Here is a 15702-nt window from a genome sequence, read left to right on the forward strand (position 1 = left end):
TGAAGGTTTAAACAGCCGCTTAAAAGTAAAGCAATGCATACGATTTAATGATCACTTAGTTTACAAGCGGGTCGAATTTCCTTGTCGTTGGTGCGCCGAGCGCCGTGCTCCTACGCAAATTACAGCCTATTCCGCAGCTTCCATGAACTGCATCTCGTACAGTTCCCGGTAGCGGCCGTTTTCGTTCTGCAGCAACTGGTCGTGGGGTCCAAGCTCCCTGATTTCCCCTTTCTCCAGCACCATAATATTGTCCGCGTTACGGATAGTGCTCAGGCGGTGAGCGATGACGATGCTTGTCCGACGATCGATCAACTTTTCGATGGCGTGCTGGATGACGCCCTCGGTTTCGGGGTCCACGCTGCTGGTGGCCTCGTCGAGGATCAGGATGTCCGGATCGAAGACCAGGGCCCGCACGAAGGAGATCAACTGTCGCTGCCCCATGCTGAGGGTCGCGCCGCGCTCCATGACGTCGTAGTCGTAGCTGCCGGGCAGCCGTTCGATAAATTCGTGGGCCCCGATGAGCTTGGCGGCCTCGATCACCCGCTCCCGGCTGATCTCGGGGTCGCGGAGGGTGATGTTCTCGAATACCGTACCGGTGAAGAGGAATACATCCTGCAGGACCATGGCCATCCGGCTACGCAGTGCCGTGAGCTCGTACTCGCGCAGGTCGTGACCGTCGATGCATATCTCCCCCTTCTGGTATTCGTAGAAGCGGTTGATCACGTTGGTGATGGTCGTCTTACCCGAACCGGTACTGCCTACAATAGCGAGCGTTTCCCCGCTGTTGAGTTTGAAGCTCAGGTCCTTCAGGATCCAGTCAATGCCCGTGTAGGCAAACCAGACGTTCTTGAACTCCACGTCTCCCCGTAAACTATCCGGGCGCAGCGTACCGGTATTTTCGATCTGATCGTCCCGGTCGATCACCTTAAAGACCCGCTCGGAGGCGACCAGGCCCATCTGCAGGGTATTGAATTTATCGGCGAGCACCCGGATCGGGCGGAAGAGCATGTTGATGTAGATGGGGAAGGCCACCAGGGCCCCTAGCGTCACGCCGCCCGCCCGTGCCACGTCCTGCGCGCCCCACCAGACCATCAGGGCCAGACTGGCCGCGGCGATGATATCCACCGTCGGAAAGAAAATGGCGTAGTAGAGGATGGCGTCGATGTTGGCCTTGCGGTAATCCTTGTTGATGTCGGCGAATTTGCGGGCCTCGGCCTGCTCGGCGTTGAAGATCTGCACGATCCGCATGCCCGTAATGCGCTCCTGCAGGAAGGCGTTCATCTTCTGAATCTGCGTGCGGACTTGCTGGTAGCTGCGCTTCACCGCCTCCTTGAAAATGTAGCTCGCCAGCATGAGGAAGGGCATGGTGGTGAGGCAGATCAGCGTAAGCCGCCAGCTTGTGGTGAGCATGATGGCCAGCACGGCGAAAATGGACATCAGGTCGGCCAGAATGGTGATTACGCCCTCGGCGAAGATGCTGTTGATCGACTGGATGTCGTTGATGGTACGCGTGGTCGACGTGCCGATGGGCGTTTTGTCGAAGTAGCTCAGGCGCAGACTGTTGATGTGGCTGAACACCCGCACGCGGAGATCCCGGATGACGGACTGCCCCAGCCAGTTGGAGCTGTACACGAAGGCGTAGCGGCAGAGCGCTTCCAGAACCAGGAGCCCGGCAATGACGAGTGCCCAGAACGTGAGCCCGCTGGTGTCGCCGACGAAAACGTAGTCGTCGACCATCTTCTGGATCAGGCGGGGCCGGGCGATCGACAGCGGAGCCAGCAAAATAGCCAGCGTGATGGCCAGAATGGCTACCTTCTTGTAGGGTTTGGCCAGCGCCAGTACCCGCCAGAGGAGGTAGAGGTCGAATTTTTGCTTCTCTTCTTTGGTGGCCATGAAGTGGTGTAACACGCGGCCGGCTTTTTGGGTCGCACTCCGCGCCAAAGTTTTTGCGGGCGGGGCCGCGGGAGCCACGCAACCAGGAAAGCCATGTGCGGTTACACCGGTATGAAAAATGTACTCGGCACTCCCCTGCAACCCTGCTGTACGGATCCCATGACGGGATACTACCGCGACGGTACCTGCGCTACGGGCCCGACCGACTCCGGTCGCCACGTCGTCTGTGCCGTGATGACTGCGGAGTTCCTCACCTTCACCAAGTGGCGGGGCAACGACCTGAGTACGCCGCTTCCGGCCTACGATTTTCCCGGACTGAAGCCGGGCGACGGGTGGTGTCTCTGCGCCCTGCGCTGGAAGGAAGCCTACGAGGCCGGCGTCGCCCCGCCGGTGAAACTGGAGTCCACCCACCAGGCCGCCCTCGATTACGTGTCCTTCGAAGCGCTACTGGAACACAAACTGGTGAGCGAATAGCCGTCCACTCGTGTTCGCTTTCGTACGGGGAGTGTCCGGAATCGAACACATGATTTTAATTTATACGCATAAGTGACTCACTAACAAGGTGTAGTTTTTGTGGCACGCTTCCTGCACTTCCCAGGTCATGGATCGTACCATTGACAAGAAGGAAATTGGCCGGAGGCGCCGTAGAAGAGTCCTAATTTGGATAGCGGGCGTCGGCCTGATTGCCGCCCTCGGTTGGTTCGGGCTACGTACCCTGCGCCCCTCGGCAAATGAGGATACCCTGCGCTTTGCCACCGTCGAACGGGGGGAGGTGATCAATACCGTCAATGCCACGGCCCTGGTCCTCCCCGCCTTTGAGGAACAACTCAATGCTCCGGTAGCCACGACCATCGACCGGGTGCTTCTGACGGCCGGCACGCAGGTGAGTGCCGGCGATCTCCTGATGCGACTCGACCGGGACTACGTACAATTGCAACTCGATGGCCGCCGCGATCAGCTCGCCGTACGGGAGAACAGCATCGAACTGCTCGGTCTCGAGTACGAACGGGACTTACGGGAACTCACCTACGATGCCGAGATCAAAAAGCTCGAACTTTCCGCCGCCCGCGCCCGGCTGGCCGATGCCCGCCGGCTTCTTGAGATCGGAGGTGCCACCGAAGAAGAAGTAGAGGCCGCGGAGCTGGCGGTCCGAATCAGCGAACTGGCGTCGAAGAAGCTGGACAACCAGTTGGCGTACAGTCGCAACAGTCTCGCCGGCCGCAAACGCCAGTTGCAACTCGAAGTCGGTATGGAAGAAAAGGAGGTGAGCCAGCTCAGCCGCCGCCTGCGTGAGACGGAAGTGCGGGCCCCCCGTGACGGGGTAGTGACCTGGGTAAACGAAAACATCGGTCAGCAGGTCACGGAAGGCACTCCCCTGGCCCGGATCGCCAATCTCGGACGGTATAAAGTAGAAGGCAGCGCCTCCGACCGCTATGCCGATCAACTAGCCGTAGGCCTACCCGTAGAGCTGCGGACCTCCACCAGCCGACTGGCGGGAAAGATTACCGCCATCCTGCCCGAAGTAAACGACAATCTCGTTCGCTTCCGCGTCGAGCTGGACGACCCCAGCCACGCCGACCTGCGTCCGAATCTCCGCGCGGAACTCTACGTGATCACCAACCGCGTCGACGACGTCGTCCGGGTGAAGAATGGCCCCGCCTTCCGCGGTGGCCGCCAGCAGTCGGTATTCGTAGTCGAAGGACGGGAGGCCGTCCGCCGGGAAGTCGGTACCGGAATGCGTAACGGCGACTTCGTGGAGATCACCGACGGCCTCCGCCCCGGGGAACGCATCATTATTTCCGCGACCGAAGAACTGGAGCGGGTCACCTCCTTTAAACTGGAAGAATGATGCTCCGCCTCACCCGAATACTCCCGGCCCTGCTCCTCCTGGGTTTGCTCAGCTCCCGCGTCCCCGCCCAAACGATCACGCTGGGCGAACTCCAACGGGAAGCCGCCGAACGCGCCGAAAATGTACTCATTGCCGCCCAGCGGGCCGAAGCCGCCCTCCTGGATCTGCGGGCCTACGAAGCCGGCCTCAAACCACGCCTCGACCTGGCCGCCAATCTCCCGAACTACTTCCGCACCTCTACCGAAGTAACCCAGGACGACGGCACCATCGCCTTCCGCGAAATCGAGCTGAACAACTCCTCCGTCTCCCTCCTGGCCAACCAGCGCATTGGCGCCACTGGCGGACTGATCGGCCTCGAAACCCGCCTGCAACGTACCGATAATTTCGCCCTCGACGCCAAACGCTACAATGGCTCCCCCGTGCGCCTCACCCTCCGGCAACCCATTCTGGCCTTCAACTCCTGGAAGTGGGACCGCGAATTGCTCCCGCTGCGGGTAACCGTCGCCGAACGTAGCCTGCAGGCCGCCCGGGCCGACGCCGCCCTCGCAGCCACCGCCCGCTTCTTCGATCTCGTGACCGCCGACCAGGAACGCCGTATCGCCGAAACCAACCGGGAGGCGAACCAGGCCCTCTTCGCGATTGCTGAGGAACGCTACCGGCTGGGAAAGATCAACCGGGGCGACCTGGTCCAACTGGAACTGGAACAAACCAGTGCTGCCCAGAATCTGCTCCGCGCCGAACGCCTGGTGGGAGCCGCTTCCGCCGCCGTCCTGCAGCTACTCGGAGAAAGCTACACCGGTCAGCTCCTCGAGCCCGCCCCCCCGGAAATCAGCGACGAACTGGTCGGCCTGGAAATCGCGGCCGCCCGGGCTACCACCCTACTGGCCAGCCGTCCGGAACTGCTCGAAGTGAGCGAACGTACCCTGACCGCCCGGCGGGAGGCCGACCGCGTAAGGCGCAACTACGGCCCCCGCCTGGACCTGGACGCCAGCATCGGTCTCATCCGCAACGCCGACGAGCTCGACCCCATCTATACCGACCCCCAGAGCGAGCGCATCGTCAGCCTGACCTTCGCCGTACCCCTCGTCGACTGGGGAGAGCGCCGCGCCCTGAATAAGCAAGCCGCCACCGAGGTCGCGCTGGTACAGCAGCTGGGTCGCCGCACCGAACTGGACCTGCAAAGTCAACTGACCCAGCTCCTCGACCAGTGGCGCACGGTCCGCGAAGAACTCACGCTTGCCACCCGCATCCGCGACCTAGCGGAAGAACGCTTCCGCATCAGTCAGGAAAGCTACACCCTGGGCGCTATCCCCCTGACCGACCTCACCTTCGCCCAGCAGAACCGCGACCAGAATACCCGGGCGTACGCCGAAACGCTGCGGGCCTACTGGCTCACCTACGCCAGCCTCGAACGCCTTACCCTCTGGGATCTCATCCATGACCGCCCCCTATACACCCGATAAATATCCATTCCTCCACCCATCCACTCCTCCAACAATGATCCAGCTCAACAACATCTCCAAGTCCTACCGCACCGATACCATCGAAACTCTGGCTCTGCAGCACATGAACCTCAGCGTGCCGAAGGGGGAGTTTCTGAGCATCATGGGCCCTTCCGGCTGTGGAAAATCGACCCTGCTGAACATCATGGGCCTGATCGACGAGCCGAGCGAGGGTACCGTCGTACTGGCCGGCCGGGAAGTGACGGACTATCATGGCAGCCAGACGGCCCGCTTTCGCAACGAGCAACTGGGCTTCATCTTCCAGAGCTTCCACCTGATCAATGACCTGTCGGTAATCGATAACGTCGAGCTCCCACTGCTGTACCGTAGGGTGGGGGGCAAGGAGCGGCGCGAGCTGGCCCGGGAGGCACTGGCCCACGTAGGATTAAGCAACCGGGCCACCCACTTTCCGAACCAGCTTTCGGGCGGTCAAAAACAACGGGTCGCCATCGCCCGGGCCATCGTCGGTAAGCCTAACATCATCCTGGCCGACGAGCCGACCGGCAACCTCGACAGCCACATGGGCGGCGAGATCATGGACATCCTCACCCGGCTTAACGAGCAACTCGGCACCACCATCGTGATGGTTACCCACGATGAGCGTATGGCCAAACGTACCCATCGACTCGTACGGCTGAGCGACGGCGAACGGGTGAGTTGAATTTTAAAATTTCAGATTTACAATTTGATATTTAAAAATTTAAATTCTTACCGCCATGATCAAGAACTACTTAACTCTTGCCCTTAAGGTGTTGCGCCGCAAGCCGTTCTACACCTTTATCAGCCTGTTCGGGATCAGTTTTACGCTGATGATCCTGATGGTACTGACCTCGCTGTTCGATGCGGGACTGGGGAAAAACCGACCGCTTACGAAGCGGGATTACCTGGTGGTATCGCCCATGGCCCAGCGCCTTCTTACCGTACCCGACACCAGCCTGATCGTGGATACCCTGTCGCTCGCCGACGGTCAACTTCGCTATGATACGACCGAAGAAATTACCGAACGGACCGTCTCCAACTCCAACGGACCTATGAGCTACCGCTTCATTATGGACAACCTGGCCGACCTAGAGAGCGCCGAGCGGGTTGCCATTTACAACGACGGCAGTTTCACCGACGGCTTCATCGACGGGCGGAAGTACACCTTTTCGAGCTATTACACCAACGCCGACTACTGGCGGGTGCTGGATTTCGAATTTCTGTACGGAGGCCCCTTCACCGTAGAGGACGTCGAGGCCGCCGCAGCGAAGGTGGTACTGACCGACCGGGCGGCACGCGAATACTTCGGTACGCTCGGCCCGGAGCTGATCGGCCGCGAAATGGAACTCGGGCGGCGCACGGTCACGGTAGCGGGTATCGTGAACCGCCCGCTGGCCGACAGTCCCATGTTCGCCGGTGACGTCTACCTGCCCCTCACCACCATCGATGCGCGGGCACTGGCGGATACGGACGTGTCCGGAGGGTTTAGCGCCGTCTTCGAAGCGGCCACTCCCGGGGGGCGACGGGCCATCAAGGAAGAGATCGACTTCATTTCGGCCAATTATCAATTTCCGGCCGAGAGTAACTACAATAAGCTGGAGATCATGAACGCCACCGTGGTAGAAGGGTACGCCATGGCTACGGTGCGCGAGCAGGATCCCCGCAAGGCGATGCGCATACTCTTCATTCCCCTGACCGCCCTGATCCTGCTTTTCGTGGCCCTGCCCCTCATCAACCTCATCAATCTGAACGTCAGTCGTGTATTCGAACGGCGCGCGGAGATCGGGGTCCGCAAAGCCTTTGGGGCGGGCCGACGGGATATTCTGCTTCAGTTCATCTTCGAGAACCTGGTGATTACGGTTATCGGCGGCATGATCGGCCTGGTGCTGGCCATCGGGCTCATACGCTACGTCAACGCCAACGACCTGCTCGGCCTTACCCGCCTGTCGCTCTCCTACCGGGTCGTGTTTTACTACTTACTGGTCATCCTGCTCTTCGGTTTGCTGTCCGGCTTACTCCCCGCCTTCCGCGTCAGCCGTACCAACGTGGCCACCGCCCTGCGGGGATAGCTCCTTCATTTCTGACCCTTCAAAACGATCAATCTATGCTTTCCCACCTCCTGAAGCTCATGTGGAACAAACGCCGGGCGAACGTGCTGATCTTTCTGGAGATCCTGCTGGCCTTCATCGTGCTCTTCGGCGTGTACACCTTTACCCTGTACAACTTCGACCGTTACCGCTCGCCCCTGGGGTTCAGCTACGAACACAGCCTGGGCGTGCGGTTGGACTTAAACGATCAGCTCGACTCGGCGGGCGTAGTGGAAGCTCACCGCCGCATCCGGGAGGAAGTGATGAATCTGCCGGACGTAGCCGCCGTCACCTGGCTGGGACCGGTGAACCCCTTTGGCGGCAACACCTGGCAGACCAGCAACGATAACTACGGCTTTCTCATTTCCACCCAGATGATGTTCGCCGACGAGCACTTCGCGGAAACCGCCGAACTGTCCTTCCGCGAGGGGCGGTGGTTCGACGAATCGGATCAGCACGCTAAATATCCCCCCATCGTGGTCAATGCTGCCTTCCGGGACGAGTATTTTCCCGATGCCCCGACACTCATCGACTCCGTCCTACCCATCAATGGGCCCCACCGCGTCGTGGGGGTTATCGGCGACTTCAAGTACCAGAGCAACTTTGCCGAAAACGTGCCCCTCACCTTCTTTTCCCACGCCGACCAGGACCGGAACGAACAACCCTTCGAGATGCTCATCGTACGTACCCACCCCGGCCGGATGGCGGCGGTACAGGAACCCCTTTACCGCAGTCTGGTAGAACTCACCAAAAGTACCGATGTCGTAATCTGGGACATGGCCGCCGACCGCATCAAGGCCAATCGACCCGTAGTTATCCCGCTGGTCATTATGCTCATCATCTCCGGCTTCCTGCTCATCAACATCGCCCTGGGACTCTTCGGCGTCCTCTTCACCCAGATCAACCGCCGTCGCGCCGAAATCGGTTTGCGCAAGGCCATGGGTGCCACCCCCGGTGAAATTACCGCCCAGTTCGTCAGAGAGGTGCTCCTCGTGACGGCGGCCGGGCTGTTACTGGGTACGCTGTTCGCCGTGCAGGTCCCCCTGCTGGAGTTACTGCCGATCCCGCCGAAGTACTTTTACCTCGGTGCCGTGGCGGCTATCGCGACTATCTTGCTCATCGTCACGGTATGCGCGCTGCTGCCCAGCCGACAGGCCGCCCGCCTTCACCCGGCCCTCGTCCTCCACGAAGAATAACCGGCGAGCCCACGAGCGGAGCGAGCATGGCCGCTAAATTTAAAATTTCGCATTTAAAATTTTCAATTTCTGCCCCGCCTCCTCATCATCGACGACGACCGCACCGTCTGCACCAGCCTTGAACTCTTGCTCAAGCGGGCCGGGTATGCCGTGCGGTGCATCCACTATCCGGCGGAGGCGCTGGCGGCGGTGAGGGAGTTCCGGCCGAATCTGGTACTGCTCGACCTCAATTTTACCATTGAGACCAGCGGTCGGGGCGGAATGAAGCTACTGGGCGAACTGTTGACCGAATTTCCCAACCTTCCCGTCATCCAGATGACCGGTTGGGCCACCGTACAGCTGGCGGTGGAGGGCATGAAAGCGGGCGCCCGCGATTTCATCGCTAAACCGTGGGACAATCACGAGCTCCTGAACGCCATACGTACGCAGATCGGGGACGGCGGCGGGAACGCGGGAGCAACGACCCCCCGACCCCCAAAGGGGGAGCAGCCCGGAGCAGCTGACCCCTTCGGTACCCTCATCGGTGCTTCTCCGGCGCTAACTCACGTGATCGACCAGGCGAGGCGCGTGGCCGGTACCCAGGCGTCGGTACTCATTACGGGCGAGAGCGGTACGGGCAAGGAACTGATGGCGGAGGCCATCCACGGGGCGAGTAAGCGATCCACAGCGCCCTTCGTAGCCGTGAATCTGGGAGGCATCCCCGCCGGATTATTCGAATCGGAACTATTCGGTCACAAAGCCGGGGCCTTCACCGACGCTGGCACGGACCGTCAGGGAAGGTTCGAACTGGCCGAGGGCGGCACGCTCTTTCTGGACGAAGTCGGCGATCTGGCGCCCGCCGCTCAAGTGAAACTGCTGCGGGTACTGCAGGAGCGGCAGTACGAGCGCCTGGGGGAGAGCAAGCCCCGCCCAACGAACGTACGCATCATCAGCGCTACCAGCCGGAACCTCCACGGAATGGTTACTGCCGGCACCTTCCGCGAAGATCTGCTGTACCGCATCAATCTGATCCACCTTCACCTGCCCGCCCTGCGCGAACGTCCGGGCGATATTCCCCGCCTGGCCGAGCACTTCCTGCACAGCGCCCGGCGGCGGTACGACCGGCCCGCCCTGCGGCTTCGACCGGAGGCTGTTTCCTGGTTGCGGCGGCAGGAGTTTCCCGGTAATATCCGCCAGCTCCAGAACCTGATCGAGCGTACCGTGATCCTTTCCCCCGCGGAGGATATCGACGTCTCCCAACTCGAACGCCAATCGACGGGCCCCTCACCTTCCGTCTCCAACTTCGCGCCCTCCGGCATCACCCTGGAACAGATGGAGATCAAAATGATCCGGGCGGCCCTGGACCGTAACGGCGGAGAGATCAGTGCCACGGCCCGCGAGCTGGGCCTTACCCGCGCGGCGCTGTACCGAAGGATCGAGAAATTTAAAATTTAAAATTTCATATTGCTCCCTTGTCCGCCGCCGCCAAATACATTCTCTACCTCACCGTCCTGCACCTGCTCCTGGGGGTAATGGCCTACTTCGTGATCGGGCGCGGACCGGTACTCCTGCTGGCGGAAATGATCCTGCTGCTGTCGGCTTACCTGGGCTACCGGCTCTACGAAGTGCTGGTTGCACCCCTGGATCTGCTGAGTCGAGGGGTGGGGGCACTGGCGGATCAGGATTTCTCCGTCAAGATGATCCCTACCGGTAGCCCCGAGATGGACAGACTCGGTCAGGTATATAACCGTATGATCGACCAACTGCGCGAGGAACGGATCACCGGTCGGCAGCGGGAGGAATTCCTGGACCGGCTGGTCGGCGCGGCGGAGGTCGGTATCGTAATTCTTGATTTTGACGGAGGAGTGGAGTCGGTCAACCCCTGGGTGTCCCGCCACCGCAAAACGGACCAGGACTTCGACCTTACCGTACTCCAACCGGCCCTGGAACTGGCGCCGGGGGAGAAAAGGGTGCTCACTACTCCGAATAACCGCCGGATTCACACCGAACGGGCCGACTTCGTCGATCGGGGCTTCGAACGGGGATTTTTGGTGCTGCAGGACGTTACGGCCGACCTGCTGCTTGCCGAGAAAGAGGCCTACGGGAAGGTGATCCGTATGATGGCCCATGAGGTGAATAACTCGAATGCCGCCATCGTATCCCTGCTGCGCTCCCTACACGATATAGCTACGGAGCACGACCCTCACTTGCCGGAGCTGGCTACGGAATACTTACCCCCCGCCATCAACCGTGCGGAGAACCTGACGGAGTTCATGCGCAATTTTGCCCGGGTGGTACGACTGCCGAACCCCCAAAGATCCCGAACCGATCTTATAAAACTCATTCGCTCGGCGGGCGGGGTGGTACAGGAAATGCTGCGGGCACGAAACATCGAACTTAGCTATGACGTCCCCGATCATCCGGTCTACGCCGAGGTAGACGCCGGGCAGATCGAGCAGGTGCTGATCAATGCGCTGACCAACGCCCGGGAGAGCATCGGCACCGATGGACGGATCGAACTATCCCTACGCGATAACCCCCCGTCCTTTACCATAGCCGACGACGGGCCCGGTATCCCGGCGGAGGTCAGCGATAAATTGTTCACCCCCTTCTTCAGTACCAAGAACGCCGGGCAGGGAGTGGGCCTTACCCTATCCCGCGACATACTGACCGCCCACCAAGCCACCTACCGCCTCCGTACGGACGCCGACGGATGGACCCGCTTCACGGTGACTTTTGCCCGGTAAAATTTAAGAATACTAATCAATTAGTTGCAATACTAGTCTATTAGTACTACATTGGTACTAATCAATTAGTAGACATGCAACGATTAGCTAAGCGCGAGGCGCAACTGATGGAGGTACTGTGGAGGTTGCAACGCGCCTTCGTGAAAGAAATCATCGAAGAACTGCCGGAACCGAAGCCGCACTACAACACGGTTTCCACGATGGTGAAGATTCTGGAGGAAAAAGGATTCGTTGCTCACGAGAAAATAGGCAACGCTTACCGCTTCTTTCCCGTCGTTGCGGAAGAAGAGTACCAGAAAAAGGCGGTGGACGATGTCGTGAAGCGCTTCTTCGACAACTCCCCCATGAAGCTGGTCAACTACTTTGCCCGGGAGCAACGGCTCGATACCGAGGAGCTGGAGCGCCTGATCCGCCTCATCAAACAGCAGCCATGAATTATTTCCTTCACGCCGGACTCCTACTCGCCGTTTGCGCGGCTTACTACCACTTCCTGCTCCGCGGAGAAACCCATTTCGTCCGCAACCGCCGGCTGCTGCTGGGCAGCATGGTCGCCTGCCTCCTTCTGCCGTTAATCACGGTGCCGGCGGCGCTGTCCCTCCGTGTAGCGTCGGCTTCAGCCCGTGTAGCGTCGGCTTCAGCCGACATGCTGCCTTCCCATACAGCGTCCCCCTCCGCCGCCATGCTGCATCCCCGTGTAGCGTCGGCTTCAGCCGACATGCTGCTCCCCAAACCGGAATTCTCCACATCGCAACCGTCGCCCACGCTCACGGAACGGGTACGACCGACGGACCCGGAAAAGTCAGGCGTCAGCAAGGACGGGACCACGGAAATTAACCCTGCTCCGTCGTGGACCGCCGTTCTTTGGTACACTTACCTCGGGGGCGTTTTACTTTTCGGCCTACACTTCCTCCTGCAGGTGGCCAGACTTATCGGGCGCACCCTGCGCCGTCCGGGCTGCCGGATGGGGGATTTATCCGTCGTACTACTCGAGGGAAACGAGGGGCCGTACTCCTTCGGCAACCGGGTATACCTGAATCCCGATAATTACGATGCGGACACCCTGCGCTGCATTCTCGATCACGAGCGCGTCCACTTGCGGCAGCGTCATAGTCTGGATATCATGCTGGCCGAACTACTGCTCGTAGTCCAGTGGTGCAACCCCTGCGCCTGGTACTACCGCCGCGCCGTGGAGCACAACCTTGAATACCTCACCGACGCCGAGGTCCTGCGTCACGGAGCCGACCCCGTGCACTACCAGTTGAGCCTGCTCCGGGTGGCCGCGCCCCGGCATACGTACAGCCTGACTACCCACTACAATCAAATTCTCGAACAACGCATAATCATGATGAAAACGAAAAGATCCGCTACCCGCACCGGCTGGAAGTACCTTCTCCTTCCCGCCCTTCTGTTCTGCTCGCTCAGTTCCTTCAATGCCGTAGCCCAGCAACCACCACCCCCCGCACCTCCGGCACCTCCGGCCCCGTCCGCTCCCGCGGCTCCCCCGGCTCCCGCTCCCGTGGCGTCTCCTACACCCGCTCCGACGCCTACACCCGCTCCGGTGCCCGCTCCCGCTCCGGTTCCGCCGGCTCCCGCGCCCCCGCCGCCACCCCCCGCTCCGGCGCACACGGAAACCACCCGCAGCTGGACCGCCCGTATCGATGGTGACCGCACCTGTTTCAATTTCGTCGTACGCGACGGCAACGGCTACCACAACACTACTTCCGAACGTTGCTTTTCCACGGCCGACCTGGGCGACTTGCCGCGTAACGAGATCGGTAATTTTTCGGTACGCCGGGAAGCCGGCACGCTGAATCTCCGCGGCCTCTTCGACGGAAAGGAAGGCATGGGCTCCTTCACCTACGAACCCGCCGCCGACTACCAACGCGCCCTGGCCGATCTCGGGTACGCGAGTATTGACGAGCACAGCTGGGTGCATTTCTTCTTCACCGACGTCACGGTGGATTACGTGCGCTACCTGAAGCGGGAGTACAACGCCGGAAAAGACGAACTCATACAGGTGGCCGTATTCGGTATCGACCGCGCCTCCCTCGAAGCCGTAACGAAGGAACTGGCGGCCGGCGGCTTCGGAAAGCCCGGTCTGGATAAGGTCGTGCAACTCCGCATCTTCAATATCGACAAGGCTTACATAGATCAACTGGCCGGTTTCGGATTCAGAAACCTCACCCTCGACCAAGTGCTACAGGCAAAAATTCACGGTGTAGAGCCGGAGTTCATTCGCGAAATGCGAAAGCTTGGGTTCGCCGTCGACGACCTGGACCAGGTAATGCCACTCGCTATCCACGGCATCAGCGCGGAGTACGCCGCCGAACTCGCTGACCTGGGGTACGAAGACCTGAGCACCGACAACATCGTCGCGGCCCGCATTCACGGCGTTACCGGCCCCCGGGTCCGCGAGTTACGGGACGCCGGCCTGGGGGATCTCACCCTGGAGGAAGCCCGCACGGCTACCATACACGGGGTCGACGGAGAATTCATCCGGGAGCTGGCTGACCTGGGATTTGATGACCTGAGCCTCGGGGAAGTCGTCGCCGCCAAGATCCATGGCGTAAACGCCCGTCGGGTGAGGGAAATGCAGGAGCTTGGCCTGGATTTCGATGGTCTGCGGGATATTCAGAGCTTTACCATCCACGGTGTGACCCCCGAATTCGTGGGCGGACTACGGGATCTCGGCTACACCGACCTGAATACCGAAGACTTCACGACCGCCCGCATCCACGGCGTGACGCCCGACTTCGTCCGCTCCTACGCCGATCTCGGTTACGGGCAGATCCCCTTCCGTACCCTGATCGACTTACGCATCCACCAGGTTACGCCGGAATTCATCCGGGAAAACCGCCGCGACGGCGATAGCCTGCGCGACATGATCGACTACAAGATCGTGCGCCGCGCCCGCCGCTAAACATCCGGGGGGCGGGGTAACTTTTAGCTAGGTATGCCCGCCCTCCAACCCGATACCGACCTGCATTACCTCGTCGCCACCCTGCAGGAAACCTACGGTCGCCAGACCCGCTACAGTACGAAGTCGGCGATCGACCAGCTCATCGCGACGATCCTCAGCCAGCGCACGAACTACGCCGACGAGCGGGCGGCCTACGAAAAACTGCTCGCTACCTACGGCGACTGGGCCGGGGTCGCGGCAGCCTCCGTTGAGGGCATCGAAGCGTGCATCCAGACCAGTCGCTGGCCCGAGATCAAGGCCCCCCGCATCAAGGAGATCCTAACTCACGTCATCGATGAATACGGATCGCCCAATCTCGACTTCCTGGCCGAAATGCCCGTCGCGGAAGCCCAGGAACTGCTCATGAAACTGCCCGGAGTGGGGTTCAAAACGGCCACTTTCGTTCTGTTGTTCTCCCTCCGTAAACCCGTGCTGCCGGTCGATACCCACGTGCACCGGGTGAGTACTCGCTACGGCATCTTGCCTGCTAAGATCACCCAGGCGAAGAGCCATGGCACACTGCTGGAGATGCTGCCCGAGGACGCCGACGAGCTCCTGAACTTCCATAAGCTGCTCTTCAAACACGGACAGCGGGTGTGCACCTACTCCCACCCGAAGTGCGGCCAGTGCGTGGTCAGCGAACGCTGCCGCTACTTCCGGCAGCGCCGGGTGGATCCCCCCGCCTAGCGGCGCGGCCCAGAAAAGTTTCCGGTTTGTACCACCGCGCCAGGATGCGCTCGTAGCTGCCCGGCAGCAGGCGGGTAAACTTGTCGATCCAGTATGCGTCGCGACCAATCAGCAGCCGGGGCTGCCGCCGCTCGACGGCCCGGATGATCTGACGGGCCGCCTCCGCCGCCGTGGTGCGGGCCTGCTTATCGAAGTTGCGAATGAAACGCTCACGTTCCTGTGGGTCGTCGATCGCGACATTGCGGTGGATGTTGGTGGCGATGCCCCCCGGATGAACGCAGCAGACGTGCAGCAACTTCCCGAATTCCACCCGCAGGGTTTCGGTGAAGCCCCGCACGGCGAACTTGCTGATATTGTAAGGCCCCGATCCGGGAAAGGCGAATAGCCCGAAGACGCTACTGATATTGACCAGGCTGGCGCCGTCGCGTTCGCGTAGGTAGGGCAGAAAAGCAAGGGAGCCGTAAACCACGCCCCAGAGATTCACCCGCAAAGTCGTTTCGTAGTCTTCGATCGCGATAGCGGCGGCCGGTTGCTGGCGGACGCTCATACCGGCATTGTTGATCATGACATCGACCCGCCCCAGGGACTGCCGCGTCTCCTGCGCGAAATCTTCGATCGCCGTGCGGTCGCCCACGTCGAAGGCCCGTCGGAGCCCCCGGGCGGGGGCGGGCAGATCGTGCCAGGTTTCGTCCAGCGTCAAATCGTGCAGATCGTTGAGGGCGAGTACCGCGCCGCGGGCCGCGAATTGGCGGGCCAGTTCGCGGCCGATTCCGGATCCCGCGCCGGTGATGACCACCACCTTGCCGTTGAAATCTTTCATCCGG

The 15702-nt window shown here is 60.8% G+C and carries 13 protein-coding genes; 11 read left to right on the forward strand and 2 right to left on the reverse strand.

The annotated features are described in order from the left end of the window. Positions 1–126: 126 nt before the first annotated feature. Positions 127–1893: an ABC transporter ATP-binding protein gene (locus NMA52_RS00070; protein WP_254825583.1), complete on the reverse strand. Its 1767-nt coding sequence runs from the start codon at positions 1891–1893 to the stop codon at positions 127–129. Between the two features lie 111 nt (positions 1894–2004). Between NMA52_RS00070 and NMA52_RS00075 the strand changes: the two genes are divergently transcribed. The 11 genes from NMA52_RS00075 (at position 2005) to nth (ending at position 14878) form a co-directional block, all read left to right on the forward strand. After that, positions 2005–2367, forward strand: coding sequence for a DUF2237 family protein (locus NMA52_RS00075; protein ID WP_254825584.1), 363 nt, complete (start codon positions 2005–2007; stop codon positions 2365–2367). 127 nt (positions 2368–2494) lie between these two features. After that, a complete protein-coding gene (locus NMA52_RS00080) occupies positions 2495–3742 on the forward strand; it encodes an efflux RND transporter periplasmic adaptor subunit (protein WP_254825585.1) in 1248 nt (415 codons plus the stop codon). Continuing rightward, positions 3739–5205, forward strand: coding sequence for a TolC family protein (locus NMA52_RS00085; protein ID WP_254825586.1), 1467 nt, complete (start codon positions 3739–3741; stop codon positions 5203–5205). Before NMA52_RS00080 ends, NMA52_RS00085 begins: the two co-directional genes overlap by 4 nt. 34 nt (positions 5206–5239) lie before the next feature. Beyond that, a complete protein-coding gene (locus tag NMA52_RS00090; protein ID WP_254825587.1) occupies positions 5240–5905 on the forward strand; it encodes an ABC transporter ATP-binding protein in 666 nt (221 codons plus the stop codon). A gap of 55 nt (positions 5906–5960) precedes the next feature. Continuing rightward, positions 5961–7292: an ABC transporter permease gene (locus NMA52_RS00095; protein ID WP_254825588.1), complete on the forward strand. Its 1332-nt coding sequence runs from the start codon at positions 5961–5963 to the stop codon at positions 7290–7292. 35 nt (positions 7293–7327) lie between these two features. Further along, positions 7328–8506 carry an ABC transporter permease gene (locus NMA52_RS00100; RefSeq protein WP_254825589.1) on the forward strand — a complete coding sequence of 393 codons (1179 nt, stop codon included), beginning with the start codon at positions 7328–7330 and terminating at the stop codon, positions 8504–8506. A 126-nt stretch (positions 8507–8632) separates the two neighbouring features. Continuing rightward, entirely contained in the window at positions 8633–9940 is a 1308-nt protein-coding gene (locus tag NMA52_RS00105; RefSeq protein ID WP_254825590.1) for a sigma 54-interacting transcriptional regulator, read from the forward strand. 17 nt (positions 9941–9957) lie between these two features. Next, positions 9958–11232, forward strand: coding sequence for a PAS domain-containing sensor histidine kinase (locus NMA52_RS00110; protein WP_254825591.1), 1275 nt, complete (start codon positions 9958–9960; stop codon positions 11230–11232). Positions 11233–11306: 74 nt separating this feature from the next. Then, a complete protein-coding gene (locus NMA52_RS00115; protein ID WP_254825592.1) occupies positions 11307–11666 on the forward strand; it encodes a BlaI/MecI/CopY family transcriptional regulator in 360 nt (119 codons plus the stop codon). Continuing rightward, positions 11663–14152 (forward strand): M56 family metallopeptidase, encoded by a 2490-nt coding sequence (locus tag NMA52_RS00120; protein ID WP_254825593.1) that lies wholly within the window; start codon positions 11663–11665, stop codon positions 14150–14152. The genes NMA52_RS00115 and NMA52_RS00120 overlap by 4 nt, the downstream gene beginning before the upstream one ends. 33 nt (positions 14153–14185) lie before the next feature. After that, positions 14186–14878, forward strand: coding sequence for an endonuclease III (gene nth, locus NMA52_RS00125; protein ID WP_254825594.1), 693 nt, complete (start codon positions 14186–14188; stop codon positions 14876–14878). Here the strand turns inward: nth and NMA52_RS00130 are convergent. Then, a complete protein-coding gene (locus NMA52_RS00130; protein ID WP_254825595.1) occupies positions 14826–15698 on the reverse strand; it encodes an SDR family oxidoreductase in 873 nt (290 codons plus the stop codon). The genes nth and NMA52_RS00130 overlap by 53 nt on opposite strands. Between the last annotated feature and the right edge of the window lie 4 nt (positions 15699–15702).

The sequence above is a fragment of the Lewinella sp. JB7 genome, from assembly GCF_024297185.1.
Taxonomy (GTDB): Bacteria; Bacteroidota; Bacteroidia; order Chitinophagales; family Saprospiraceae; genus Neolewinella.

What these genes read in the sequence shown, in the direction of transcription:
- NMA52_RS00120 (WP_254825593.1), top strand. Translation starts at nt 11,663, where the DNA reads ATGAATTATTTCCTTCACGCCGGACTCCTACTCGCCGTTTGCGCGGCT.
- NMA52_RS00085 (WP_254825586.1), top strand. Translation starts at nt 3,739, where the DNA reads ATGATGCTCCGCCTCACCCGAATACTCCCGGCCCTGCTCCTCCTGGGT.
- NMA52_RS00100 (WP_254825589.1), top strand. Translation starts at nt 7,328, where the DNA reads ATGCTTTCCCACCTCCTGAAGCTCATGTGGAACAAACGCCGGGCGAAC.
- NMA52_RS00070 (WP_254825583.1), bottom strand. Translation starts at nt 1,893, where the DNA reads ATGGCCACCAAAGAAGAGAAGCAAAAATTCGACCTCTACCTCCTCTGG.
- NMA52_RS00095 (WP_254825588.1), top strand. Translation starts at nt 5,961, where the DNA reads ATGATCAAGAACTACTTAACTCTTGCCCTTAAGGTGTTGCGCCGCAAG.
- NMA52_RS00130 (WP_254825595.1), bottom strand. Translation starts at nt 15,698, where the DNA reads ATGAAAGATTTCAACGGCAAGGTGGTGGTCATCACCGGCGCGGGATCC.
- NMA52_RS00115 (WP_254825592.1), top strand. Translation starts at nt 11,307, where the DNA reads ATGCAACGATTAGCTAAGCGCGAGGCGCAACTGATGGAGGTACTGTGG.
- NMA52_RS00090 (WP_254825587.1), top strand. Translation starts at nt 5,240, where the DNA reads ATGATCCAGCTCAACAACATCTCCAAGTCCTACCGCACCGATACCATC.
- NMA52_RS00080 (WP_254825585.1), top strand. Translation starts at nt 2,495, where the DNA reads ATGGATCGTACCATTGACAAGAAGGAAATTGGCCGGAGGCGCCGTAGA.
- nth (WP_254825594.1), top strand. Translation starts at nt 14,186, where the DNA reads ATGCCCGCCCTCCAACCCGATACCGACCTGCATTACCTCGTCGCCACC.
- NMA52_RS00075 (WP_254825584.1), top strand. Translation starts at nt 2,005, where the DNA reads ATGAAAAATGTACTCGGCACTCCCCTGCAACCCTGCTGTACGGATCCC.